The sequence below is a fragment of the Phenylobacterium sp. genome, from assembly GCF_041916435.1.
In the GTDB taxonomy this organism is placed as follows: domain Bacteria; phylum Pseudomonadota; class Alphaproteobacteria; order Caulobacterales; family Caulobacteraceae; genus Phenylobacterium.
Window position 1 is genome coordinate 88,200 of sequence record NZ_JAYRZM010000002.1, and the last position, 23,979, is coordinate 112,178.

The window sequence follows — 23,979 nt, forward strand, 5'->3', positions numbered from 1 at the left end:
GCTCAGCGGTCCTGTTTGCGCAGCAGCAGGGTGCAGATGGTGAGGAGGATCGGGAAGGTCGCCGCCAGGACGAGCAGCTCACCGCGCAGGTCCGAGAAGCCCAACCCCTTGGAAAAGACGCCGCGGCAGATCGTGATGAACGGCGCGGTGGGAAAGACCATGCCGATGATCCTGCCGGCGCCTTCCAGCGAGGAGACGGGGTTGATCAGGCCGCCGAACTGGACGGCGGGCATGATCGTGCCGATGGACGTCGCGAACAGGGCGGCGATCTGGCTGCGCATGAAGATCGAAAAGAGCAGGCCCATCGCCGTCGACGACAGGACGTAGAGCGTCGTTCCCAGCGTCATGACGAAGAAATTCCCGGTGATGGGCGTCCTGAAGAGGGTGACCGCCAGCAGGACCAGGAGCGCATAGTTGACGAGCGCGAGCACCACGTAAGGGAGCTGCTTGCCGAGCAGGAACTCCAGGGGCCTGATCGGCGTCACATAGAAGTTGATGATCGAACCCAGCTCCTTTTCCCGCACGACGCTCAGGGCGGTCAGGATCGCCGGGAACATCAGCAGGAGGATCGGAATGACCGCCGGCGCGATCGAGACCAGGCTCTCCACGTTCGGATTGTAGCGATAGCGCAGCTCGACGTTGACGACGCCGGCCGACGGGCGCTCCCCAAGTTCCTGGACCGCCATCTCGCTCAGCCACTGGGCGTGCATGGCCTGCACGTAGCCCTGCACCGTCTCCGCGCGGCTGGGCATGGCTCCGTCGATCCACACGCCGATCTGGACCGGCACGCCGCGCCGAACGTCGCGCGCGAAATGCGGTGGAATCTCGATGGCGAGACTGAGCTCGCCCGAACGCATCCGGCGGTCGAGCTGGGCGTAGTCGGTGATCTGCGGCCGTTCGACGAAGTAGCGCGAGCCGGCGAGGTTCAGGGCGTAGTTCTCGCTCATCGTCGTGCCGTCGCGGTCGAGCACGGCGAAGGGGAGGTCCTTGACGTCCATGCTGATGCCATAGGCCATGATCAGCATGAGGATGACGCTGCCGAGCAGCGCCATGGTGGCCCGGATCGGATCCCGCTGGAGTTCCAGCGCCTCGCGGCGGGCGTAGCTCATCATCCTGCGCAGACTGAACAGCGGCGGTCTTGACGGCGCCGGATCGGCGACCTCGCCCGGCGCGCCGGCGCTCGCGGGGGAGGGCGGGTCCTCTTCCTGGCTCGTGGCCTCCTTCAGACAGTCGATGAAGGCCGCCTCGAGGTTGGGCGCGCCCCGCTGGCTGACGATGCGCTCGGGGGTGTCGCTGACCAGCACCTTGCCGGCGTGCATCAGCGAGATGCGGTCGCAACGCTCGGCCTCGTTCATGAAGTGGGTGGAGATGAAGATCGTCACCTTGTCGTTGCGCGACAGGTCGATCATCATTTGCCAGAACTGGTCGCGCGCGATCGGGTCCACGCCCGAGGTCGGCTCGTCCAGGATCAACATCTCCGGCTTGTGGATCATGGCGACGGCGAGGCTGAGGCGCTGGCGCTGGCCGAGCGGCAGCGCGTCGGGCAGCGCATCCATGATGCCCGTCAGATCGAAACGGCCGGCCATTTCCTGGACGCGCGCCGGGACCTCGGCGTCCGGCACATGGAAGAGGCGGGCGTGGAGTTCCAGGTTCTGCCGGACGGTCAGCTCGGAATAGAGCGAGAAGGCCTGCGACATGTAGCCGACGCGCCGGCGCGTCTCGATCCCGTAGTCCTCGACCTTGCGACCGAACAGCAAAGCTTGCCCTTCGCTGGGCTTGAGCAGCCCGGTCAGCATCTTCATCGTCGTCGACTTGCCGCAGCCGTTCGAGCCGAGGAATCCGAAGATCTCGCCGCGCTCGATGCGGAAGTCGACATGGTCGACGGCCACGAAGTCGCCGAACGACATGGTGAGGCCCTTGGCCTCGATCGCGATCTGGGCGTCGGCGCGATCGCCGCGGGGCGGGACGGTGACGGGCTTATGGCCGCGCCGCCGGTCCTCCGGAAGCAAGGCGACGAAGGCGCGCTCCAGGGTCGGCTCGCCGGTGCGCTCGAAGAACTCGGCGGGCGCGCCGGTGGCCAGCACCTTGCCGGCGTCCATCGCGACCAGCCAGTCGAAGCGCTGGGCTTCCTCCATGTAGGCGGTGGCCACGAGCACGCTCATCTGCGGGCGAGCGGCGCGGATACGGTCGATCAGGTCCCAGAACTGGGCGCGCGACAAGGGATCGACGCCGGTCGTCGGCTCGTCGAGCAGCAGGAAGTCCGGATCGTGGATCAAGGCGCAGCACAGACCCAGCTTCTGCTTCATGCCGCCGGACAGCTTGCCGACGGGGCGCTTGCGGAAGGGGGCGAGCCCGGTGCTCTCGGTCAGCTCCGCGATCCGCCGCTCGCGCTCGGCCGCGTCCTGGCCGAACAGCCGGCCGAAGAACTCCAGGTTCTCCTCGATCGACAGGGTCGGGTAGAGATTTTTCCCCAGGCCCTGGGGCATGTAGGCGATGCGCGGGCACACCCGGTCACGGTGCCCGCGATCGGCGATGTCACCGCCCAGCACCTCGATCCGTCCCTCTTGGAGCGCGCGCGCGCCGGCGATAAGCGAAAAGAGGCTGGACTTGCCGACGCCGTCCGGGCCGATCAGCGCCACCATCCTGCCCGACGGAATCTCCAGGTCGATCCCGTCCAGCGCCAGCGTCTTGCCGTAGCGCAGGCGAACGCCGGCCAGGCGGGCGGCGGGCGCTGCGGCGGTCTCGGCGGTCATTGCACGTTGACGGCCAGCTTGGCCGGCCAAGCGGTCCTGGCGTCGACCCGCACATAGGCCACGCCGGGCAGTCCGGTCTTCACCCGGGAGATGTGTTTCTGCAGCAGCGCCGGATCGATCCGCGCCTTGACGCGGAACATCAGCTTCTGCCGCTCGCTCGCGGTCTCCACCGTCTTGGGCGTGAACTGCGCGACATCGGCGATGAAGGTCACCTTGGCCGGGATCACGTAGTCCGGCGCGGCGTCGAGCACGATCCGGACGTCGGTTCCGAGCGCGACCCTGCCCGCCACCGTCTCGGGCAGGAAGAAGGTGATGTAGGACTCGCCCAGATTGACGAGGTTGAGGATGCGTCCTCCGCCGGCGACCACTTCGCCGGGCTGGGCGACGCGGTATTGCACCCGGCCCGCCGTCGGCGCCTTGAGGTCGCCGTCCGCGATGTCGACCTGGATGCGCTGGATGGTGGCGCGCACCGCATCGACATTCGAGCGCGCGCCGATCACCTGGTTGCCGGCGGTGGTGATCGCCGACTCCACCGCGGCCATCTGCGCGCGGGCGGCCTCCACCGCGGCGGCGGCGCCTTCGACCTGCGCCTCGTCGTCGTCGCGTTCCTGCATCGCGGTCGCGCCCTCGCGGGCCAGGGTCGTCGACCGCGCAAGCCGCTTGCGCGCGGCGTCGAGCTCGGCCTCGCGTTGCCGGACGACGGCCACCGAGGCGGCCCGGTTGCTCTGTTGCTGGGCGACCTGGCTCTGCGCGATCTGGATCGCGTTCAGGGCCTGGGCGAGCTGGGCTTCGGCTTCGGCCTTCTGGGCGACGAGGGCGTCGACGTCCATGTGCGCCACCACCTGGCCGGCCTTCACGAAGTCGCCTTCGTCGACTAGGATGTCGCGGACGCGCCCCGGGGACTTGGCCGACACGTCGATCTCGACGGCTTCGATCCGGCCATTGCCCTGGACGATCCCCGCGGGAAGGGCGGCCGGCTTCAGCGCCTGCCAGAGCAGCAGGGCGCCCGCGCCGATCGCCGCCGCGACGGCTCCGCGAACGATCCATTTCCGCTTGGGCATGTTCATCGCGGATCTGCTCCGGCCGGCTGGGCGTTGGTTGTGTTGATGACGAAGGGCGTCGCGTCGGCGAAGCCGCCGCCCAGCGCCGCGTAGAGCGCCACGCCGCTCGCCAGTTGCGCGCGGCGCAATTGCACCAGCGCCTGCTCCGTGTCGAAGAGGTCTCGCTGGGCGTCGAGCACCTCCAGGTAGGCGGAGCGCCCGTTGTCGAAACGCAGTTGGGCGAGCCGGGCGCGCTCGTTGGCCGCCTCGAGGACCATTCGCGTGGTCTCGACCTGAAGGCCGAGCTGGCGCCGGCGCACGAGCGCATCCGAGACGTCGCGGAACGCGGTCTGCACGGTCTGCTCATATTGGGCGACGGCCCGCACCTGGCGCGCCTTGGCGATGTCGAGATTGGCCGCGAGGCGCCCGGCGTTGAACAGCGGCAGCTTGATCGTCGGGCTGAAACTCCAGGCCTCGCTGCCGTTCGCGAAGAGATGGTCGAGATCGGTGCTGGCGCCGCCGTAGGCCCCGGTCAGGCTGATTGACGGGAAGAAGGCCGCCCGCGCCGCGCCGATGTTCGCATCGGCGGCGCGCAGGTTGTATTCCGCCGCGACGATGTCGGGCCGGTTGACCAGCAATTCCGATGGAAGGCCGGCGGGCAGGGCCATCGGGGAGGCGGCTTCGACGAGGCCGAGCTCGCTGGGAGCGATCTTCACCGGCTGGCCGACGAGCAGCGTCAGCGCGTTGCGGTTCACCTGCCGGTCCAGGTCGAGCGCGTGAAGCGCAGTCTGCGCCTGGCCGAGCAGCATCTGCGCCTGGGTCATCTCGAGCTTCGAGCCGGACCCGACCTCGTAGCGGCGCCGCATGATCCGCAACGCCTCCTCCCGCGTCGCGATCGTCTTGCGGGCGAGCGCCTCGCGTTCCTCGTATTCCCGCTCGAGCAGATAGCCGTTGGCGACCTGGGCGATCAGCTCGATCGCCACCGCGCGACGGGCTTCCTCGCTGGCGAGATACTGGTCGCGGGCGGCGGCCTTGAGATTGCGCAGCCGCCCCCAGAAGTCGATCTCCCATTGCGCGCTGGCCTGGAGGGTCACCTCCTTGATGTCGTAACTCAGCGCGCCGAGGCCGGGCAGGGTGGCCAGCGTGCGGGACCGTGTCGCCGATCCGACGGCGCCCAGCTCCGGGTAGAGCGCGGCGCCCTCCACGCGCCAGGCGGCGCGGGCCTCCGCCACGCGGGCGGAGGCGATCTTGATGTCCTGGTTGTTGGCGAGCGCCGTCTCGATCAGCGCGCGGAGCTGGGCGTCCTGAAAGAAGTCCCGCCAGCCGATCCTGGCGATCGACGCGGCGTCGCTTGCGGCGGGCTCATACTGCTGCGGAACCGACGGCTGCGGAGGCGCGTAGGGCAGCGCGAACGAGCATGCGCAAAGGAGCGGGGCCAAGATGACGGACGCATAGGCCGCCGCACGCGGTCTACGGGCGAACCCTTCAATCCGGTAGGTGGCCATGCCCGCTATGTCTCTTCTGCGTTCGACCGACAGCGCCCGCGCCTCCGTCCGCCACGGAGGCCGGCGCCCGCTCCAGTTCGGTTTCAGGCGGCGTTCGCCCCCTCGGCCAGGACGACAACCTGATCGACGGGGCGGCTCATGGATCGAATCCCCTCGGAGGGCGACGGTCTCGCCAAAACGCGATAGCTACACTCAGCGGTGTCGTTATCATCGCGGCGAAAGCCGATCAAGCGGGGGGCGATGCGCGCCGGGGCGGGAATGTCTAAAGATGGATTTATGATGCCGATCCGATCACTTGGAGACCGCCGGCGGCGGCTTCCCGCCCGCAATCCGAAGGGCGGCAGGCCGTCACGCGAGATCGCCGCGAAGCTGAGGATCCACATCCTCGATGTCGCATTCGAACAGTTTGTCGTCGGGGGCGTCGAAGACACGAGCATGGAGGCGATCGCCGCCGCCGCCAAAGTCTCGAAGCGCACCCTCTACGACAGGTTCGGATCGAAGCGGTCGCTGCTCATCGCCACCGTCCAGCAGGGCGTCGCCCGCCAGATGAGCCCGATCGGCTCCGATATCCCCGGCGGGTCGACGAGGGACAGGCTGCTTCAAGTCGGGACGAAGTTCCTGGATGCGGCGTTGAAACCCGAGGCCATCGGCCTGGAGGCGCTCGTCCGCTGGCTGACGATGCACGAGCCGGAGCCGGGCGAAACGGAGTCCATCATCGGGGAGCAGTCGGGCGCCGACGTCATCCGATCCATTCTCGAAGACGCCGGGGAGGTGGAGGGCGACGACCTGCCGTTCCTGGCATCGCTGATCTTCGACATGCTCGTCACCGCGCCGCGGGTCCGCATCCTCGTCCGCCGCGACCTCGAAAACACGCCGCGCGCCAAGGCCGAGCACATCAAGCGCACCATCGATTTTCTCGCGCGGGCCCTGCCGTTCCTGGCCGACCACGACGCCAGACCGCTGGAGAACGGCGATCATGCGGCGCCGGCGTCGCCCGGGTGATGGGCCGAGCCCCGGAGCGCCGCGCGTTCAAGAGATGCTTCGCGCCCGGCGGCGAAAGCCGCCGTCCGAAGGCGAAGTCGGCTGATGGCGCGTTGGCCGCCCTCGTGAGGTCGGCTCGAGTCGCGTCCGACTCTCGCTCAGTCGGACGTGCATGCAGGCGGCTCGCGCCGATCTTAGGTTGGACTTGAACTCGTTCTGAGCCGGCGTGAGGCGTCGCTGGCGGTGCGGGCGGTCCGACGGCGAATTGTCTCAGCCTAGTGGGATGCGGCGCGCGGCGTCATATCGCGGGCGACCTCAGCTTGTCGGGATTGGAGTCCGGGGCATCCGCCTGCAGGTCAGGCGTCAGCCTAGAGCGCCTTGAGCACGGCTCCGCTCAAGCTGCGCAGCGCCTCGTACACGTCCGGGCCATGATCGGTGTTGAACTGCACCGCCGCGGCGACGCCGTGATCGAGATAGCAGGCGCCGTTGGACGTGTAGCCGGGATAGTAGCCGGAGTGGCTGATGTAGCGGCCGAAGCCCTCGCGCCGCGTCACGAACAGTCCAAGGCCGTAGCGGCTGTCCACCCCGGGCGGCGCGGGCAGTTTGACGGACGAGTTGACCATTTCGTCGAACGTGGCCGGCGCGACGATCAGGCCGTGGGCGAGCTTCCAGTAGAACATCGCCAGGGCGCGCGGCGTCAGCGCCAAGCCGCCGCCAGTGTACTCGAGCGAGGGGTTCTTGCGCAGGACGCCGTGGTCGTCGAGCGAGCGGCCCGTCTCGCCGTCCAGCGCGGCGATCAGGTCGCCCTGGGCGTAGCCGGCGGCCAGGTTCGGGATCGCCTTGGCGTTTGCGGGAAGAACGTCGTGGCCGCCCAGGCGCGACAGCACCAGCCGGCGCAGCGCGGCGTAGTAGCCCTCGCCCGTCACCTTCTCGATGGCCAGGCCGACGACATGGTAGTGCAGGTCCGAATAGTGATGCGCGCCGTTCGGCGGTGTCAGCGGCGGCTTGTCCAGGATGAAGGACAGCATCTTGCGCGGGGAATAGCCGGTGTCGCGGCCGAGCAGGGAGTCGCGCAGGAACGCCGCCTGGAAGCCGAATTCGTCCAGGAACTGGGGAAAGCCCGCACGGTGCTCCAGCAGCATTCGCAGGGTCAGGGCGGGCGCGTTGGGCAGCCGCTCGAACCAGGGCTCGTCGCGAAACAGCGGGGCGAGCTTGGCGTCCAGGCCGAGCTTGCCGGCCTGGACCAGCGCCATGGCCGTCGCCGCGCAGAAACTCTTGCCGGTCGATCCCGACATCAGCCGGGTCGAGGGCGTCATGGGCAGGCGCCGTTGGGGATCGGCCCAGCCGGCGGTGGCTGTGACGAGGCCGCCGTCCGGCAGAACGACCGCGGCCGAGACGCCCGGCGTGCGGCCGGTGGCCTGCATTTGCCTGGCGAAGTCCAGGGCCGCGCCGCGGACGCGTTCGGCGCGCGCATCGGCCGCCAGGGCCCGCGCCGGCCCGGCGAGCGCGCCGACCACGGGCAGGGCCGCGACGAGCGCGCGGCGCGTCAGTCCGTCCTGCCGCCTCGCCGCCATGGTCAGGCCGCCGCGGTCTGCTGGTCGCGCACGTCGCGCAGGCTCTCGCGCGCCGCCGTCAGGATCCGGTCGACGACGGCTTCGGACATCGCCGTCGACAGGATGAACGCGGCCGGAAACACTGGCAGCACGCCCCGGTTCACCATCGCCCGATGGAAGGCCGCCATCTCGCGCGCCGCGCCGGTGGTCGTCATCGTCTCCACGAAGCTGCGGTAGTCGCTCACCGGACGGTCGTGCAGCAGAAGCGCCAGGAGCGATCCCTGGCCCGGCGCCTGGCCCGGCATGGAGAGCTCCTTCAGGATGCCGCGCAGGCCGTCGCGAAGCTGGTCGCCCAGCCGTTCGAGGCGGGCGAAGGCGGCCTCGTCGAGCAGTTTCAGCGCCGCGGCGCCGGCCGCCATCGACACGGGATTCGCATTGAAGGTGCCCGAGTGCTCGACCCTGGGCTTGCCCTTCGGCAGGTGATTGAAGACGTCCATGATGTCCGCGCGGCCGCCGACGGCGCCGATCGGGAAGCCGCCGCCGATGATCTTGCCGAACGTCGACAGGTCCGGGCGCACGCCCACCGCGCCCTGAGCGCCCTGCGGGCCGAGGCGGAACGAAAACACCTCGTCCATGATCAGCACGATGCCGCGCCGGGCCGTCTCCTCGCGCACCATCGCCAGATAGGCCGCGGTCAACGGCAGGAACCCCATCCGCGACACCAGCGGATCGAGCACGATCGCGGCGAGCCGATCGCCGTGGCGCTCGATCAGCGCCCGGGTGGCCTCGACCCGGTTGACCGGCAGGACGAGGGTGTCGGCCACGGAGCCGGCGGTCAAGCCGGCGCTCTCCCGCACCGTGGCCGGTGCGTCCAATTCGCCCCACGCCCCGGCGGGCGGCTTGTTGGAGACGTCGAGCGCGTCATAGGAGCCGTGATAGCCGCCCTCGATCTTGGCCACGAGGTCTCGGCCGGTGAAGGCGCGCGCCGCCCGGACGGCGAACATCAGCGCCTCGGTGCCGGAGTTGGCGAAGCGGATGGATTCGACGGAATCGACCCGGGCGACCATCAGCTCGGCGAGCGTCACCTCCGCCTCGGTCGGCAATCCCACCGAGACCAGCTTCTCCATCTGGCGCGTCGCGGCCTCCATCACCGCCGGATGGCGATGGCCGTGGATGTTGGCCGACATGTTGTTGATGCAGTCGATGTAGGACGCGCCGTCGACGTCGGTGACCATGCAGCCTTCGCCCGCCGCGGCGTAGATCGGGTAGGGCGCGAACGCCAGCGAGTGGCGTGAATTGCCCCCCGGCAGGACCGCCTGGGCCCTGGCGAACAGCGCGGCCGAGCGCGACTTTTCATCTGGATACATCGTTGGCCCTCTTGCCGACAGCCGGGGCCGTCGCCTCATGTTGCGACGACAATAATATAAACAGAATATGTTTCAATGCCTGCGCCGGTGAATTCGAGCCGCCGCCCGTCGCGCGTCAGGTCTGCGGGAAGGGCGCCAGGATCGCCCAGGACCATAGGGCGCGCTGGCGGCTGCTCCAATCGTCCGGCGTGCGGGCGAAGGGCGCGAGGGTGGGGTTGTTCCACTGGTAGACGTCGAGGGCCAGATCCTCGACCGAATTGAGGATGAAGTGCGCCAGATAGGGCGCGGGATCGACGGGAAGCCCCTTCTCGCGCCGCGCGTCGGCGATCGCGCCTTCGAGCTGGCCGATCAGCGGGCTGCGGGCCTCGATCCACGCGGCGTAGGCCTTGGGCCGGGTGTTGATGACGACCTGGATCGCCCGCGGCAGCTTCTTGTTGGCGATGTGCAGTCGCGTGGAGATGTCGAGGATGATGCCGATCGCCTCGTCGAAATCACACCCCTCGGTGGCCTGCTTGTAGGTGGTGTAGATCGACCAGACCTCGTCGATGATCATCTCCTCAATGGCTTCGTCCTTGCCCTTGAAGTGAAAATACAGCGCGCCAGTGGTCAGGTTCGCGGCTTTGCAGATGTCGGCCAGGCTGATCTCGGCGACGTCTTTCTTGGTCGCGAGCTTTGAGATCGCCTTCTTTATCAGTTTACGCGTGCGTTCGCCTTTGTCGCCGCTCGTCTCGCCGACCGCCTCGTGTTTCGCCGCCTTGGCCCTGCCTGCCAATGTGCCTCTCCTGTGCGCGATCGCGGAACGCTGTTTCACTCTAGTATGCTTCGTCCGCATCGGCGAGTTGGCCCGGTGCGACCAGGAACCAGACGGCGCGGATTCGCCGGGGCCCGGTATGATAGATCGTCACCCCCCGAAGGCGACGGCCCGTGCGGACGACCAGCACCTCTTCCAGGTCGGTGACGAAACGGCCCTCGACGATGCGGCTTGGGATGGCGACCTGGCGGGGGCCGCCGGCGAACACCTTGCCCCAGACGTCGGCGATCTGTCCGTGTCCCGCCGCCAGCACCCGGCCCGCCGGCAGCTCCGTGCAGACGCAGTCCGGCTCGTAGAAGTCCAGGAAGGCTTCCAGGTCGCCACGCTCGTAGGCGCGCACCTGGGCGTCGATGATCTCTTCGGGGGACTGCTGCAAGCGCGCTTCACGAACAAAACATAATATGATTATCTAATTGCACGTGTTCCCGGAGCTGTCCACCGTGCGCAGACTGCTGATTTCCGCCGACATCGAAGGTTGCGCTGGGGTGGCGAGCCAGCACGCTCTGGCGCCGGATCGCTGGGAATGGGCCGCAGCGCGCCAATGGATGACCGGCGAGGTGGTGGCTGCGGCCGAGGCCGCGCTGAACGCCGGCTACGACGAAGTGCTGGTGTCCGACGGTCACGGCAATGCGCACAATATCCTGCCGGACGCGCTGCCGGCGCGGGTCCGGCTGATCCGGTCCTGGCCGCGTCCCCTCTTGCAGATGCAGGGGGTCGAGGCCGAGGGCGTGGAGCAGTGCTTCTTCGTCGGCTACCACAACGGCTCGATGGGCGAGGGGGGCGTGCTGGCGCACAGCTACCACGGCGGCGCCTTCCGCGACCTGAGGCTGAACGGCGTGAGCTGTTCGGAGGGCTATCTGAACGCCGCCCTGGCCGGGGAGTTCGGCGTGCCGGTGTCCCTGGTCTGCGGCGACGCCGAGACGGCGGCCGACGCGCAGCGCTACTCGCCCATGGCGAAGACCTGTGTCGTCAAGTCGGCGATCGGCTGGCGCGCCGTCGCAGGGCTCACCCCCGCCGAATCCCGCGAGGCGATCGGCGCGGCGGCCCGCGAGGCGCTGGGCGCGCCGGCTCCGGCGCCGTTCCGGCTCGAGGGGCCCTACGAATTCGAGCTGGAGATGACCAGCCGGGTCGCCGCCGAGATGCTGTCCTGGCTGCCCGGCGTCGAGCCGGCCGGGCCGTATGTCGCGCGCGCGGTCCTGCCGTCCCTGGCCGACGTCATGCGGCTGACGGCGGCGGCGATGCTCTATTCCCCGACCGGGGCGATCCCGCTCTGACCGATCGCTGAGCGCGACATCACATAAACATAATTGGTTTATTTTTTTGTTGTGCGCGGGGCGCGGTTCCGCCAAGCTCGAAGACAGAGCCGGCCGGACGAGGACCAGGGGAGACTGACGCCATGCTTGCCTTTGCGCGCCGCCGGCCGGTCGCCGCCCATTTCCTGCTCTCGTTCCTGATCGCCAGCCTGACGGTGGCCGTGGGCGCGGCGGCCTTCGCCCTCGATCCGCCGTCGGCGGGGGTGATGGGCGAGATGGTCCAGCACATCCTGGCCTCTCCGGGCTACGCCAACATCCTGACCATCGGCGTCGAAGCCGCCAAGAAGCCGCTGCTGATCACGGTGTTCGTGTTCGCCGCCGCCCCGACGATCTCGGCGCTGCTGCTGGCGTCGGCCGGCGCGGGGGGAGGGCTCAAGCGGCTTCTCAGCCGCCTGCGGCCGATCGGCCCCGAAGGCGCGCCGGGCCGCGCGATCAGGCTCTACCTCATCCTGCTGGCGGTCTACGCCTTCGGCCTGTTCGCCTACGACTGGATTTCCGGCCCGGGGGTCGATGCGCTGCATCGGCTGCGCGGCTTCGGCGTCGGCGTCGTGTTCGGCGCGCTGATCGGCCTGTTCGTCGACGAGGGCGGCACGCTGGAGGAGACCGGCTGGCGCGGCTTCGAATGGCCCAACCTGCAGGACTCGATGCGCTCGCCGCTCGCCGCCGCCCTGCTGCTCGGAGTGATGCACTGGGCCTGGCACCTGCCGCGCGAGGCGCTGACTATCCTGGGCGGCGCGCAACTGGGAAGCTTCCTCGTCGGCCAGGCGACCTTCATGGCGCTCTGCGTCGCCCTGTCGGTCGTCGCGGTGTTCTGCGTGAACCAGTCCGGCGGCAGCATCTGGCCGGCGGTGTTCGTGCATGGCGGCTCCAACGTGTGGTCGAAGGCGGCCGGCGACACCGTGACGGCGACCTTCGGCCTCTTCGATCCGCGCTCCATGATCCTGATCGTGCTGGCGATCCTGATCGCGATCTTCGCGCATCGGCGCATGGGCCGGGCGCCGGGCGCGGCGTCCCGGGCCTGATCCGCGGCGCCATGCTGACTTTCGTCCTTCGCCGCTGCGCGCTGCTGGTGGTGGTGCTGTTCGGGGTGTCTCTGCTGACCTTCGCCGTGGCCCACCTGGCGCCCGGCGATCCGGCGCGGCTGATCGCCGGGCCGCAGGCCTCGGCCGAGGCGGTGGCGCACGTGCGGCGCGACCTGGGCCTGGATGCGCCGCTGTGGCGCCAGTACGCGCTCTACGCCGGCCGCCTGGCGCGGCTCGACCTTGGCCAGTCGAACGTCTCCGGCAAGCCGGTGCTGCGGGAGATCGCCGCGCGCGCCCCGGCCTCGCTGGAGCTGATGGGCTCGGGCCTGATCCTGGCGCTGGCCCTCGGCACGCCGCTGGGCGTCTGGGCCGCGCTGAAGCGGGGCGGGCTCGCCGACCGCGGTGTCGGCGCCCTGGCGGTGGCCGGGGCGGCGATGCCCGCCTTCTGGCTCGGCCTGATGCTGATCCTGCTGTTCTATCGCGAACTCGCCTGGTTCCCGGCCTCCGGGCGGTTCACGGGCGCGCCGCCGCCGGCCGTGACCGGCCTGATGACGCTCGACGCCCTGCTGGCCGGCGATCCGCGCGCCTTCGAGACGGCCTGCGCGCACCTGGCGCTGCCGACCCTGTCCATCGCCCTCCTGGACCTGGGGCTGGTGGCCCGCCTGGTGCGCAACCAGATGCTCGGCGTGCTCGACGCCGAATACATCCGGACCGCGCGGGCGACGGGCCTGCCGGAGGGCCGCGTGATCGTCGACCATGCCCTGCGCAACGCCCTTTCCCCGATGATCACCGTCGTGGCCGCCTCGCTGGCGACCATGCTCTACGGCTCGGTGTCGGTGGAGACGGTGTTCGGCTGGCCCGGCGCGGGCCAGTACGTGGTCGAGTCGATCTTCAGCATGGACTTCCCGGTCATCATGGGCTTCGCCGTGGTGACCTCGGCGGTCTATGTCGTCGTCAATCTGCTGGCCGACCTGTTGTACGCGGCGGTGGACCCGCGCGTGCGGGCGAGGGGCGTATGAGGTCCCCGTCGCCCAGCTTCTGGATCGGCGCGGCGCTGGTCGGGCTGCTGGTGGTGGCGGCGGCCGCCGCGCCCTGGCTGACCCCCTATTCGCCGGTCCGGGCCGCGCCGGCGGCCATCCTGGAGGCGCCGTCCCCGGCGCACTGGGCGGGGACCGACGCGCTGGGGCGCGACGTGCTGTCCAGGCTGGCGTTCGGCGGCCGCGCCTCCCTGGCGGTGGCGTTCGGCATCGCCGGCCTGAGCGTCGGCGCCGGCGTCGTGCTGGGCGGCGCGATCGGCCTGGCCGGCGGCTGGGTCGACGGCGTGGCGATGCGGCTGATCGACATCGTGCTTTCGGTGCCGAGCCTGGTGATCGCCCTGGCGCTGGCGGCCGCGCTGGGGCCGAGCCTGGGCAATCTCGTCGTCGTGCTGGGTGCGCTGGGGGCGCCGTTCTACGTGCGGCTCTTCCGCGGCGAGGCGCTGCTCATCCGCGAGCGGGGCCATGTGCAGGCCGCCAGGGTGATGGGGGCCGGCTTCATCCGCCTGCTGCTGGCCCATGTGTTGCCGAACCTCGCGCCCCTGGCCGCGACCTTCGGCTCGACGGCGCTCGGCGGCGCCCTGGTGGCGGCTAGCGCCCTGTCCTTCGTCGGCCTCGGCGCCCAGCCCCCCACGCCCGAGTGGGGCGCGATGATCTACGAGGGCCGCAACACCATCATGTACGAGTGGTGGTGCGCGGTGTTGCCGGGGCTCGCGGTGGCGACCGCCGCCCTGGGCTTCATCCTGATGGGCGACGCCTTGCGCGACTGGCTCGATCCGCGGGGGCGGCGCTAGTGGCGGCGTTGCTGGAGGTCGAGGGCCTGCGCGTCGCCTACGCCGGCGCGGCCGTGGTCGAGGACCTGTCGCTGCAGGTCGCGGCCGGCGAGGTCGTGGGAATCGTCGGCGAGTCCGGGTCCGGCAAGTCCACCGCCGCGCTGGCCGTGCTCGGCCTGCTGCCGGCCTCGGCGAGGGTCGAGGTCGGGCGGCTGGCGCTGAACGGCGAGCCGCTGGGGCGGCTGACGCCGCGCGAGCGCCGACGCCGCCTGGGCCGCGGGATCGCCTATGTGCCCCAGGAGCCGTTGACGGCGTTCAACCCGACGCTGCGCATCGGCCGCCAGCTCGACCTGGCGCTCGGCCACCGTTGGCGCGAGCCGGCCGGGGCGCGGCGCGCGCGGGCGGCGAGCTGGCTCTCGCGCATGGGTCTGGCCGAGCCCGAACGGGTGCTGCGCGCCTATCCCTTCGAGCTCTCGGGCGGGCAGTTGCAGCGGGTGCTGCTGGCCCAGGCGTTCTCGCTCGAGCCCCGGCTGGTGGTGGCCGACGAGCCGACGACCGCGCTCGACGTCACCGTGCAGGCGGACATCCTCGACCTGTTCGAACGTCTCGCGCGCGAGACGGGCGTGGGCCTACTGTTCATCAGCCACGACGTCGGCGTCATCTGGCGGCTCTGCGACCGCGTGGTGGTCATGCGCCAGGGCCGCATGGTGGAGGCCGGCGCGACCAGCGCCGTCCTGTCGACGCCCTCGCAGCCCTACACGCGGCGGCTGCTCGCCGCCTTGCCCAGCCGCTCGCCGCCCCGCACGCGCCTGCCGCTGGGGGAGCCGTCATGACCTCCGCGCTGCGCCTTTCCGACATCGCCCTGGCGTACGGTCCTGGCGCCGCGCCGGTGCTGCGCGGGGTGTCGCTCACGGTCGCGAAGGGCGAGTGCCTGGGCGTCATCGGCGAAAGCGGCTGCGGCAAGACCACCCTGGCGCGGGTCGCGGCGGGGCTTTTGCGGCCGGCGGCCGGCGAGGTCGAGGTGATGGGCGCGGTGCAGCCGCCGGACCCGCGCAGACGTTCGCGGCGGGACCGCCAGCGCCTGCAGATCGTCTTCCAGGACCCCTACGGCTCGCTCAACCCCGCCGCCTCGGTCGGCGCGATGCTGGCCGAGGGCCTGGCGATCCACCGTCTCGGCGAGCGGGCCGCGCGGCGCGACCGCGTCGTCCGCGCCCTGCAGGAGGTCGGCCTCGACGGGGCCTGCGCGGAGCGGCGGGCGCATGAGCTTTCCGGCGGCCAGCGCCAGCGGGTGGCCATCGCCCGAGCCCTGGCGGTCGAGCCCGACGTGATCGTGCTGGACGAGCCGACCTCGGCCCTGGACCTGTCGGTCCAGGCGCAGATCCTCAACCTGCTGCTCGACCTGCAGGAGCGGCGCGGGCTCGCCTACCTCTTCATCAGCCACGACATCGATGTCGTCCGCCACCTCTGCCACCGGGTCTGCGTGATGCGCGCCGGCGAGATCGTCGAGCAGGGCGAGGCCGGCCGCGTCCTGACCGATCCCAGCCATCCCTACACCCGCAGGCTGGTGGAGGCCGCGCCGACCCTGCCGCCGGAGGCCTCGTGAGCGCTGACCGCATCGCCCGCCTGGACGCGCTGTTCGCGCGACCCGCCGCCGCCGCCGAACCGGGGTGCGCGGCGCTGCTGCTCGATCGGGGCGAGGTCGTCTGGCGCACGCACCAGGGCCTGGCCCACCTGGCGGCGCGCCGGCCGATCGATGCGCAAACGCGCTTTCGCGTCTGCTCGATCACCAAGCCGATGTTCGCCCTGGCCCTGGCCGCGCTGGAAGGGCAAGGCGTCCTGTCGTTCGACGACCCCCTGGCCCGCTACGTGCCGGAGCTGCGGATCGCGCACCGGCCCACCCTGGCGCACGCCATGGGCATGAAGAGCGGGATCTTCGAGACCTATCCGCTCACCTGGCTGGCCCTGGGCCCCGCCGCGCCCCAGGGCGTCCGCCTGGACCAGGTGCTGGGCCTGCAACTCGCCCAGACGCGGACGAACTTCGCGCCCGGCGAGCGCACGCTCTATTCGAACACCAACTACCTGCTGCTGCAGCTCGCCGCCGAGCGTGCGTCCGGCCTGGCGTGCGGGGAACTGCTCAGGCGCTACGTCTTCGATCCGGCCGGCATGGCCGGCGCCGCGCTCGCCGACGGGCCGGCCGCGCGGCTGCGGGACGCGGCCCTGGCCTATGCGAAGGCCGAGGACGGCTTCGCGCCCGACGACCCCGACGTGGCCTTCGGCGCCTCCGGCGCGGTGGTCGCCACGATCGACGACATGGCCGCCTGGTGGCGTTGGCTGAGAACCGATCCCTACGGATGGCGCGCGCGCCTGGCCGGGCCCAGCCGCCATCGCGACGGCGGCGAGAGCGCCTATGGCCTGGGCTTCGCGCGCCATCGCATCTCCGGGCGCTTGGCGCTTGGCCATTCCGGCGGCGCCTCGTCCTGGCTCTGCGACACGATGTGGATGGCCGACGAAGACGTCGCGGCGGTGGTTCTCGGCAATCGCAGCGACATCAACTGGATCGAGCGGACCCGCGAGATGCTGACGATCTGGACGGGGATCGCGCCGGATCCGGCGGCGGCGCCTAGGCTGTGTCGACCGGCGGCGCCCGAGCCGCTCTGGACCGCGACCTATGGCGACGAGGCGAGCGGCGCCTCGGTCACGCTGAGGGGCGCGCCGGGCGAGGTGGAGTGCGACGGGCGGCCGTATCCGCGCGCCGAGGACGGACTTTTCCGCCGCTCGGTGGGGGTCGAGCCGATCAGCCTGCGGATCGAGGGCGACCTCCTGTCCGCTCCCGCCTCGATCGTGCGCCGCGAAGGCGACGTCGAGGCGCGGATGGTCCTCGCCGATCCGGCCACGGCGCCCGCCCTGGCGGGGCTGGTCGGAACCTATGGCCATCCCGACCTTCCCGAGCCCCTGCGGCTGTGGCTGGAGGAGGGCGAGCTGAAGCTGGCCGTGGGCGCGCCCTGGCCGTCCGGAGCGCCGCTTGTCCTGCGCCATGTCGTCGGCCGCCTGTTCCACGCCTATGACGCGCAGGGCGTCGCGCAGGAGCTGCACCTCGCCTTCGAGCTCGGCGCGGACGGGGAAGCCGTGGGGGCCACGGCCTCCTTCCTGCGGATCACCGCCTATCCGCTGAGCCGGCTGTCGCGCACGATCGAAGAGGGCTCGCGGCGGTTCTCCAGCCGCACGGCGGCGATGATGGCGTGGCGGGCCGAATGACGGCGCGGGCCTGGATCGGCCTGGCGGCCGTGCTCGCCGCCGCGGGTTGCATGCCGCGCGTCGACCCGGCCGACCGCGCCCAGCGGCTGGTCTTCGCCGACGCGTTCGGCCCGGTGTCGCTAGACCCGGGGTTCAGCGCTACGGGTGCGGAGGCGCCGATCGAGGCGCAGCTCTACGAGCAGCTCACCGCCATCGATCCGCAGTCGAGCGACGCCAGGGTCGTCGGCGAACTCGCGAAGTCCTGGACGGTGTCGCCGGACGGCCTGGCGATCGATTTCCGGCTGCGGCCGGGCCGCGTGTTCTCCGACGGCGCGCCCGTCGACGCGGCCGCCGTGAAGTTCTCGTTCGACCGGATCAAGGCGATCGGGCGCGGGCCGTCCGGCCATCTGGAATGGCTCGACCGGGTGGAGGTGACCGGACCGCTGACGCTGCGCCTGGTGCTCAAGCGCCGCTACGCCGCCGCGCTGCAGTTGCTGGCCCACCCTGCCGCCTCGGTGGTCAACCCGGCCCAGGTGCGCGCCCACGCCGGCGCCGACCGCGGCGCCGCCTGGCTGTCGGCCCACAGCGCCGGCTCCGGCCCCTATGTGCTGGCCGACATCGTGCCGAACGACCATGTGACCATCGCCGCCAATCCGCGCGCGCAGCGGCCGCCGGTGCATTTCCGCAGCGTCGAGTTTCGCGCGATCCCCGACGAGGGCGTGCGGCGCCTGCTGCTCGAACGCGGCGACGTCGACATGACTGACGTCATCTCCGCGGCCTTCGTGGCCCGCTATCGCGCGCTGCGCGGCGTCGCGGTCGACATGCGCCCCGGCGGCCCTAGCCTTAGCTTCCTGGTGCTCAACACCCGCAAGGGCCCGCTACGCGACGTGCGGCTGCGCCAGGCGGTCGCCGCGGCCATCGACTACCGGGCCCTGCGCGAGCAGGTGCTGAAGGGCGCCGCCAGCCAGTCCGCCGGATACCTGACGCCCGGCTCGCCGGGATACGACGCCGACGCGCCGCCGCCGGCGCGCGACCTTGAGCGGGCGCGGGCCCTGGTGAAACAGGCCGGCTACGACGGGCGGCCGCTGAAGCTGCTGATCGGCCAGCTCGGTCCGGTGGCCGAGTTCGTCCAGTCCAATCTGGCGGAGGCGGGGATCAGCGTGCACCTCGAGCGCCGGTCGACCGCGGCGATCCAGGCGCTGCAGGCGAGCGGAGACTTCGATCTCGTTTACACCGGCTGGAGCCTCGACGCCCCGGACGCCGCGCCGATGCTGGAGGCGCTGTTCGCAAGCCGGTCGATCGCCTCCGGGACCAACGGCTCCGGATACGCCGACGCCCTTTCGGACCGGCTCATCGACCAGGCGGTGGGCGAGGACGATCCGGCGAAACGCGGCGTGCTGCTCGCGGCCCTGGACCGGCGGCTGCGGGCCGAGCGGCCGATCGTCATGCTGTTCTCGGCCAATCCGGTGGTCGCGTACCGGGCCGACATCGGCGGGGTCGTTCTCGATCCCTACGCGCCGACGCTCTTCACCTTCTCGACCATGACGCGACGGAGCACGACGCCATGATCCCCTACGCCTATCGCATCGACACCGCGTTCACCCGGCCGACGCCCAGGCCGCGCGCCAGCGGCTGGCTGGAAGTCGGCGGACCGCATTCGATCTGGTGGGAGGAGACCGGGCCGGTCGACGGCCTGCCGGTGGTGGTCGTCCACGGCGGCCCCGGCGGCTTCATCAAGCCCTACTACCGCCGCCTGCTGGATCCGGCGCGGCACCGGGGGATCTTCTTCGACCAGCGCGGCTGCGGCCGCTCGCGCCCCAGCGCCGAGCTGGCCGAGAACAGCACCTGGGCCCTCGTCGAGGACATGGAGGCGCTGCGCGCCGCGCGCGGGATCGACCGCTGGATCGTGCTCGGCGGGTCGTGGGGCTCGACCCTGGCCCTGACCTACGCGCAGGCCCACCCGTCACGGGTGGCGGGCCTGCTGCTCAGCGGCGTGTTTCTCGCCCGCGCGGAGGACCTGGCCTGGTGGTGGAGCGGCGTGCGGCAGGTGTTCCCGGACGTGGTCGCCGCCCGCGACAGCCTGCTGACGGCGGCCGAGCGCGCGGACCCGCGCGCGGCGTTCCTGCGTCGGGTGCTCGATCCGGACCCCGCCGTCAGCGGCCCGGCCGCCATGGTGCTCGGCGCGGCGGAGGGACAGACCCTCGATCTCTGGCCGGCGCCGCCGCCGGACGATCCGGACGCGCTCGACCCGCAGGAGCTCGCCAGCGCCCGGGTCTTCGCCCACTACGACGCCAACGACTACTTCCTGACCGAGAACCAGTTGATCGAGCAGGCCGGCCGGCTGAGCGGCGTGCCGGGCGCCATCGTCGCCGGCCGCTCGGACATGTGCACGCCGCCGAAGGGCGCCTGGGATCTGGCGCAGGCCTGGCCCGACGCCCGGCTGACCATCGTGGCGGCGGCCGGCCACCGCTGGAGCGACGAGACCCTGGGGCGCGTGGTGGTGTCCGAACTCGCCCGGCTGTCGGGCTTCTAGTCGGGACGCACGATCACCTCGCCGCCCTTGGCCACGAACGCTGGGCCCCGGGCGGTGATCGCGGTCACGTCGGAAAGGGGCTCGCCGTCGAAGGCGACGAGGTCGGCGCGCGCGCCGTGGGCGATCAGGCCGAGGTCGCCGCTGCGGTGCAGGAGCTCAGCGTTGACGCTGGTGGCCGAGCGCAGGATGTCGATGGGGCGTTCGCCCGCGGTCCGCAGGCTGAACTCGTGCAGTTGCCAGTCGTGCAGCGGCCCCAGGAGGTCGGTGCCGAAACCGACCTTCACCCCGGCGCGGCGGGCGATGCTGATCGCCGCCAGGCCCTGGCTGGCCACCTCGGCGAGCTTTTCGCGCGACACCGCCGGCAGGCCGAGCCGCTCGCCGTCGCGGGCCAGGGCGTCGTAGGTGGCCAGCGTTGGCACCAGGAAGGCGCCGCGTCCGGCCATCAGCGTGGCGGCGTTGGCGTTCAGCAGGTTGCCGTGCTCGATCGAGCGCACGCCGTTGCGCACCGCATGGGTGATGGCGTCGGCGGTGTAGGCGTGCGCCATGACGTAGGTCCGGCGGCTGGCGGCTTCCTCGACGACGGCCCGGACCTCTTCGGCGGTGAACTGGCGCATCCAGATCGGGTCGGTGGGAGAGGACACCCCGCCCGAGACGAAGATCTTCAACTGGTGGGCGCCCTGGCGCAGGGTCTCGCGGGCGGCCAGGCGGATGGCGTCGACGCCGTCGCACACCTGTGAAAGGTTGGCCACGTGGCGGTGGCCGCATGGCTCCACGTGCGGCGCGCGCGAGTCGCCGTGGCCGCCGGTCTGGGACAGCGCCCGTCCGGCGTAGAAGATTCGCGGCGCCTGCAGCAGCCCGTCCTCCACCGCGCGCCACAGGCCCCAGTCCGCGCCGCCCGCGTCGCGCACGGTGGTGAACCCCCGCCTCAGGGCGCCGCGCAGGAGATTGGCGGCGTGGTGAGCGAGGTAGGTCAGCGGCAGCGTTTCCAGGCGGGGCACGTCGACGTCGGCCGCATAGGCGTGGAAGTGGGCGTCGATGAAGCCGGGGAGCAGGGCGCGCCCGGCCAGGTCCAGGGTGACGTCGGCGCCCGCGGACACCCGGCCGATCTCGGCGATCCGCCCGTCGACGCAGAGCACGTCGCCCTCGGCGACATAGTCGTCGGCCAGGCCGTCCCACACCCGCACGTTCTTCAGCAGCAGGCGCATCCGCAAGTCCCCTCTTTCGCAGGCGTGGCGATCACATAAAATAATTATATAATGTTCTGAATGCGCGATCGAGGAGAAACGCCATGTCCCTGCTGCCGCTGATCCAGCCCGGAGAGGGCGATGAAGCCCAGAACGCCTTCCTGGCCAAGGTTCCGCCGCTCAACCTGTTCAAGGCCCTCGCGCACGCGCCGCAGGCGGCGGCGCTGACGGCCGAATACGGCGCGATGGTGCTCTACAGGACCGCGCTGGACCCGAAGCTGCGCGAGCTGGCGATCCTGCGGGCGGCCCACATGGCCGGATCGGCCTATGAGGTCGGCCACCACGAGCGGATCGGCCGCGACGTCGGCCTGACCGGCGCGCAACTCGCCGCGGTGCGCAACGACGGAGACATCCACGCGCTGTCCACGCCGGAGCGGATCGTCGTGCAGTGGGCCGAGGAGGTGGGGCTCGACGGCCAGGCCTCGCGGCGGCTCGTGGTTGAGGCCGTGGAGGCGTTCGGCCTGGCCCGGACGGTCGAGCTCAGCCTGGCCGTGGGCTACTATTTGATGGTGGCGAGCTTCCTGAACACGTTCCGGGTGCCCTTCGAGGGCCCCGGCTTCAGCGACGGCGTCGACATCAACGCGCGGCCGCGCGGCGCGTGAAACGCGAAGGGCGGCGCGCCGGCCTGGCGCGCCGCCCCCGTTTCGCCTGCACGGCGTTGCGGCGTCTAGAACTTCGCGGCGACGGACAGACCGTAGGTCTCGCCCTGGGCGCGGGAGACGCCATAGGCGGCGCCGCGAACGCCGCCAAAGGCGATGTCGTAGTCGTCGTCGAGGGCGTTGTTGACGTAGACCGACGTCTGGAACCGGCCGAAGTCCAGCCCGGCCGACAGGTTCAGCAGGTTGGCGTCGCTCACCCGCGCCGTGTTCGAAAGGTCCTGATAGCCCCTGGCCCGGTAGGTGTAGGCGCCGTCCAGCATCAGCTCCATGCCGCCCGTGATCGGGTGGCGGTACTTGAGCGTCAGGGAGGCGGTCAGCGGCCGCGAGGACGGCAGCTCCTTGCCCTTCAGGACAAGTCCGGAGGCGCCGGTTCCCGACGTCAGTTCGGCGTCGAGCCAGCCGAGCGCCATGCTGGCGTCCAGGCCGGTCGTGATCCGGGCCTGGCCCTCGAGCTCCAGGCCCCAGGTGCGGGCCTTGCCCGCGTTGGCCAGGTAGCCCGAAAGCGGGCCGGGCGCGGTCAGGTCATAGAGCGGCACCAGCACGTCCTTCTGCCTGAGCAGATAGGCCGTGGCGGCGACGGAGGCGCGGCCGTCCCACAGGCGCTTCTTGGCGCCGGCCTCGTAGTTGACCGAGGTCTCTTCGCCGTAGGGCAGGTTGGCGGCGTTCGCGACGTTGTAGTTGAAGCCGCCTGCGCGGAAGCCGCTCTGGATCTTGCCGTACACCCGCAGGTCGTCGGCCGGCGTCCAGGCGAGCGTGACGCCGGGCGACCAGTTGTCGAACGTCTTGTCGAGCTTGGCGGTCTGCTGCGGGCCGAGCGCGGCGGCCAAGGCGCCCGCCGGCAGGAAGGTGAAGTCGGCCGTCTTCTTGTCGTTGGTGTAGCGCAGGTCGGCGATCAGGCTGACGGCGGGGGTGATCGTCCAGGTCGCCTCGGCGAAGCCGGCCCAGGACTTCACGCGCTGGCGATTGTCGATGGTCAGGTCGGCCGGCGCTCCGGTCGCGAGCGTATAGTAGTTGAAGTTCGACACGAGATCGCCGGTGGCGGAATCGTTCAGGTAGGTGATCCCCGCCAGCAGGTTGAACGGCCCGTATTGCGGCGACAGCCAGCGCGCCTCGGCGAACCGGCTCCTGACCTTGTTCTCGCGGTCGGTGACCTGCTGGCCCAGGTAGCTGTTCAGCGCGGACGGGGCGAAGTCCGCCGACAGGTCGGTGTCCTCCTGGCCGGTGAGGCTGTAGTCGCGGCCGCCGGCCACCAGGGTGAACCGGCCTGCCGTGTCGCTGTCGTAGGCGGCCTGCATCGACAGGCGCGTCGTGTCGAAGCTGTTCACCGGCTGGGTGTCGCGTTCGATCGTCCGCTTGGTTTCGCCGGCGCCGGGGAAATAGAGGTTCGTGCCCGCGGTGTCGGCCTCGTTGTGCTCGACCGTCAGGTTCAGGGTGAGCTGGTCGGTCGGCGTCGCGCGGGCGGACAGGCGCACGCCGCTGCTGTTGCTGGCGTCGATGTACCGGCCCAGGGTCTGGTTGTAGTACTCGCCCTTGTCCTGATTGGTGCGCCAGGCGGCCAGACGCAGGCCGAACCGGTCGTTGACCGGCGCGTTCAGCACGCCTTGCAGCTCGTAGCGATCGTAACGCGCCACGGTGGCCTTGAGGCTGGCCTCGAAGGTGTCGGTCGGCGCCTTGGAGATCACGTTCACCGCCCCGCCGACGGCGTTGCGGCCGTAAAGCGCGCCCTGCGGGCCGCGCAGCACCTCGACCCTTTCCAGGTCATAGAACTGCGTCGGGTAGCTGATGAAGCCGCTGGAATAGATCTCGTCCACATAGAGCGCCACGCCCGGCTCGGCGAACAGGGTGGGCGTGCCGACGCCGCGGATCGAGATGTCGCGCGCCGTGCCGGCGTTGTTCTCCTGCAGGAACGCCGTCGGGACCAGGGTCAGCACATCCCGCGCGTCGTTGAGGTGGAGGTCGTCCATCTGGCTCGGGGCGACGGCGGTGATCGCGTTCGGCACGTCGAACAGTTTTTCCTCGCGCTTGCGCGCGGTGACGACGATCTCGGTGAGGGTGTTGGCGTCGCCGCCGGCTTCGGCCATCGCCGGCGCGGCTGCGGCCGTCAACGTCGCGAACGCGACGCCTGCTAGTAGATAACGACGCATCGGTTTCCCCTCT

The 23,979-nt window shown here is 70.8% G+C and carries 20 protein-coding genes; 11 read left to right on the plus strand and 9 right to left on the minus strand.

The genetic code is table 11. From position 1 onward, the window contains the following. Nucleotides 1-2 precede the first annotated feature (2 nt). From rbbA to ACE3TA_RS05390, 3 genes are read right to left on the minus strand one after another with little or no spacing between them, the layout of a single operon-like run. Nucleotides 3-2,753: a ribosome-associated ATPase/putative transporter RbbA gene (gene rbbA / locus ACE3TA_RS05380; RefSeq protein WP_374571295.1), complete on the minus strand. Its 2,751-nt coding sequence runs from the start codon at nt 2,751-2,753 to the stop codon at nt 3-5. Continuing rightward, the gene (locus tag ACE3TA_RS05385) at nt 2,750-3,820 is read right to left on the minus strand and encodes an HlyD family secretion protein (protein WP_374571297.1); all 1,071 of its coding nucleotides are present in this window, start codon (nt 3,818-3,820) and stop codon (nt 2,750-2,752) included. The genes rbbA and ACE3TA_RS05385 overlap by 4 nt, the downstream gene beginning before the upstream one ends. Beyond that, nucleotides 3,817-5,298 carry an efflux transporter outer membrane subunit gene (locus ACE3TA_RS05390; protein ID WP_374571299.1) on the minus strand — a complete coding sequence of 494 codons (1,482 nt, stop codon included), beginning with the start codon at nt 5,296-5,298 and terminating at the stop codon, nt 3,817-3,819. Before ACE3TA_RS05390 ends, ACE3TA_RS05385 begins: the two co-directional genes overlap by 4 nt. A gap of 279 nt (nt 5,299-5,577) precedes the next feature. Here ACE3TA_RS05390 and ACE3TA_RS05395 point away from each other — a divergent pair, with 279 nt between their 5' ends. Continuing rightward, nucleotides 5,578-6,300, plus strand: a complete 723-nt coding sequence (locus tag ACE3TA_RS05395; RefSeq protein WP_374571301.1) for a TetR/AcrR family transcriptional regulator — start codon at nt 5,578-5,580, stop codon at nt 6,298-6,300. A 347-nt stretch (nt 6,301-6,647) separates the two neighbouring features. On the opposite strand, the gene ACE3TA_RS05400 is transcribed toward ACE3TA_RS05395, so the two are convergent. From ACE3TA_RS05400 to ACE3TA_RS05415, 4 genes are all read right to left on the minus strand, one after another. Next, complete coding sequence (locus tag ACE3TA_RS05400; RefSeq protein WP_374571303.1) at nt 6,648-7,853, minus strand: serine hydrolase domain-containing protein; 1,206 nt, start codon at nt 7,851-7,853, stop codon at nt 6,648-6,650. Between the two features lie 2 nt (nt 7,854-7,855). Beyond that, a complete protein-coding gene (locus ACE3TA_RS05405) occupies nt 7,856-9,199 on the minus strand; it encodes an aspartate aminotransferase family protein (protein ID WP_374571306.1) in 1,344 nt (447 codons plus the stop codon). Between the two features lie 115 nt (nt 9,200-9,314). Next, the gene (locus tag ACE3TA_RS05410; RefSeq protein WP_374571308.1) at nt 9,315-10,031 is read right to left on the minus strand and encodes a TetR/AcrR family transcriptional regulator; all 717 of its coding nucleotides are present in this window, start codon (nt 10,029-10,031) and stop codon (nt 9,315-9,317) included. Further along, complete coding sequence (locus ACE3TA_RS05415) at nt 10,012-10,386, minus strand: nuclear transport factor 2 family protein (RefSeq protein ID WP_374571310.1); 375 nt, start codon at nt 10,384-10,386, stop codon at nt 10,012-10,014. Before ACE3TA_RS05415 ends, ACE3TA_RS05410 begins: the two co-directional genes overlap by 20 nt. A 43-nt stretch (nt 10,387-10,429) precedes the next feature. Here ACE3TA_RS05415 and ACE3TA_RS05420 point away from each other — a divergent pair, with 43 nt between their 5' ends. From ACE3TA_RS05420 to ACE3TA_RS05460, 9 genes are all read left to right on the plus strand, one after another. Then, nucleotides 10,430-11,284 carry a M55 family metallopeptidase gene (locus ACE3TA_RS05420; RefSeq protein WP_374572388.1) on the plus strand — a complete coding sequence of 285 codons (855 nt, stop codon included), beginning with the start codon at nt 10,430-10,432 and terminating at the stop codon, nt 11,282-11,284. Between the two features lie 122 nt (nt 11,285-11,406). Then, entirely contained in the window at nt 11,407-12,345 is a 939-nt protein-coding gene (locus ACE3TA_RS05425) for a type II CAAX prenyl endopeptidase Rce1 family protein (RefSeq protein WP_374571313.1), read from the plus strand. Between the two features lie 11 nt (nt 12,346-12,356). Then, nucleotides 12,357-13,364, plus strand: coding sequence for an ABC transporter permease (locus tag ACE3TA_RS05430; RefSeq protein ID WP_374571315.1), 1,008 nt, complete (start codon nt 12,357-12,359; stop codon nt 13,362-13,364). Next, nucleotides 13,361-14,173 carry an ABC transporter permease gene (locus ACE3TA_RS05435; protein WP_374571317.1) on the plus strand — a complete coding sequence of 271 codons (813 nt, stop codon included), beginning with the start codon at nt 13,361-13,363 and terminating at the stop codon, nt 14,171-14,173. Before ACE3TA_RS05430 ends, ACE3TA_RS05435 begins: the two co-directional genes overlap by 4 nt. Continuing rightward, nucleotides 14,173-14,985: an ABC transporter ATP-binding protein gene (locus ACE3TA_RS05440; RefSeq protein WP_374571319.1), complete on the plus strand. Its 813-nt coding sequence runs from the start codon at nt 14,173-14,175 to the stop codon at nt 14,983-14,985. Before ACE3TA_RS05435 ends, ACE3TA_RS05440 begins: the two co-directional genes overlap by 1 nt. Continuing rightward, a complete protein-coding gene (locus ACE3TA_RS05445; protein WP_374571321.1) occupies nt 14,982-15,755 on the plus strand; it encodes an ABC transporter ATP-binding protein in 774 nt (257 codons plus the stop codon). The genes ACE3TA_RS05440 and ACE3TA_RS05445 overlap by 4 nt, the downstream gene beginning before the upstream one ends. Then, nucleotides 15,752-17,407, plus strand: a complete 1,656-nt coding sequence (locus ACE3TA_RS05450) for a serine hydrolase domain-containing protein (RefSeq protein WP_374571323.1) — start codon at nt 15,752-15,754, stop codon at nt 17,405-17,407. The genes ACE3TA_RS05445 and ACE3TA_RS05450 overlap by 4 nt, the downstream gene beginning before the upstream one ends. Next, nucleotides 17,404-18,954 carry an ABC transporter substrate-binding protein gene (locus tag ACE3TA_RS05455; RefSeq protein WP_374571325.1) on the plus strand — a complete coding sequence of 517 codons (1,551 nt, stop codon included), beginning with the start codon at nt 17,404-17,406 and terminating at the stop codon, nt 18,952-18,954. The genes ACE3TA_RS05450 and ACE3TA_RS05455 overlap by 4 nt, the downstream gene beginning before the upstream one ends. Then, the gene (locus tag ACE3TA_RS05460) at nt 18,951-19,919 is read left to right on the plus strand and encodes an alpha/beta fold hydrolase (RefSeq protein ID WP_374571327.1); all 969 of its coding nucleotides are present in this window, start codon (nt 18,951-18,953) and stop codon (nt 19,917-19,919) included. Before ACE3TA_RS05455 ends, ACE3TA_RS05460 begins: the two co-directional genes overlap by 4 nt. Here the strand turns inward: ACE3TA_RS05460 and ACE3TA_RS05465 are convergent. Next, on the minus strand, nt 19,916-21,124 hold the full coding sequence (locus ACE3TA_RS05465; protein WP_374571329.1) for an amidohydrolase family protein: 1,209 nt from the start codon (nt 21,122-21,124) through the stop codon (nt 19,916-19,918). The genes ACE3TA_RS05460 and ACE3TA_RS05465 overlap by 4 nt on opposite strands. Before the next feature lie 83 nt (nt 21,125-21,207). Between ACE3TA_RS05465 and ACE3TA_RS05470 the strand changes: the two genes are divergently transcribed. Continuing rightward, nucleotides 21,208-21,765 carry a carboxymuconolactone decarboxylase family protein gene (locus tag ACE3TA_RS05470; protein WP_374571331.1) on the plus strand — a complete coding sequence of 186 codons (558 nt, stop codon included), beginning with the start codon at nt 21,208-21,210 and terminating at the stop codon, nt 21,763-21,765. A gap of 65 nt (nt 21,766-21,830) precedes the next feature. Here the strand turns inward: ACE3TA_RS05470 and ACE3TA_RS05475 are convergent, their stop codons facing one another. Next, nucleotides 21,831-23,903, minus strand: a complete 2,073-nt coding sequence (locus ACE3TA_RS05475; RefSeq protein ID WP_374571333.1) for a TonB-dependent receptor — start codon at nt 23,901-23,903, stop codon at nt 21,831-21,833. Nucleotides 23,904-23,979: the final 76 nt, after the last annotated feature.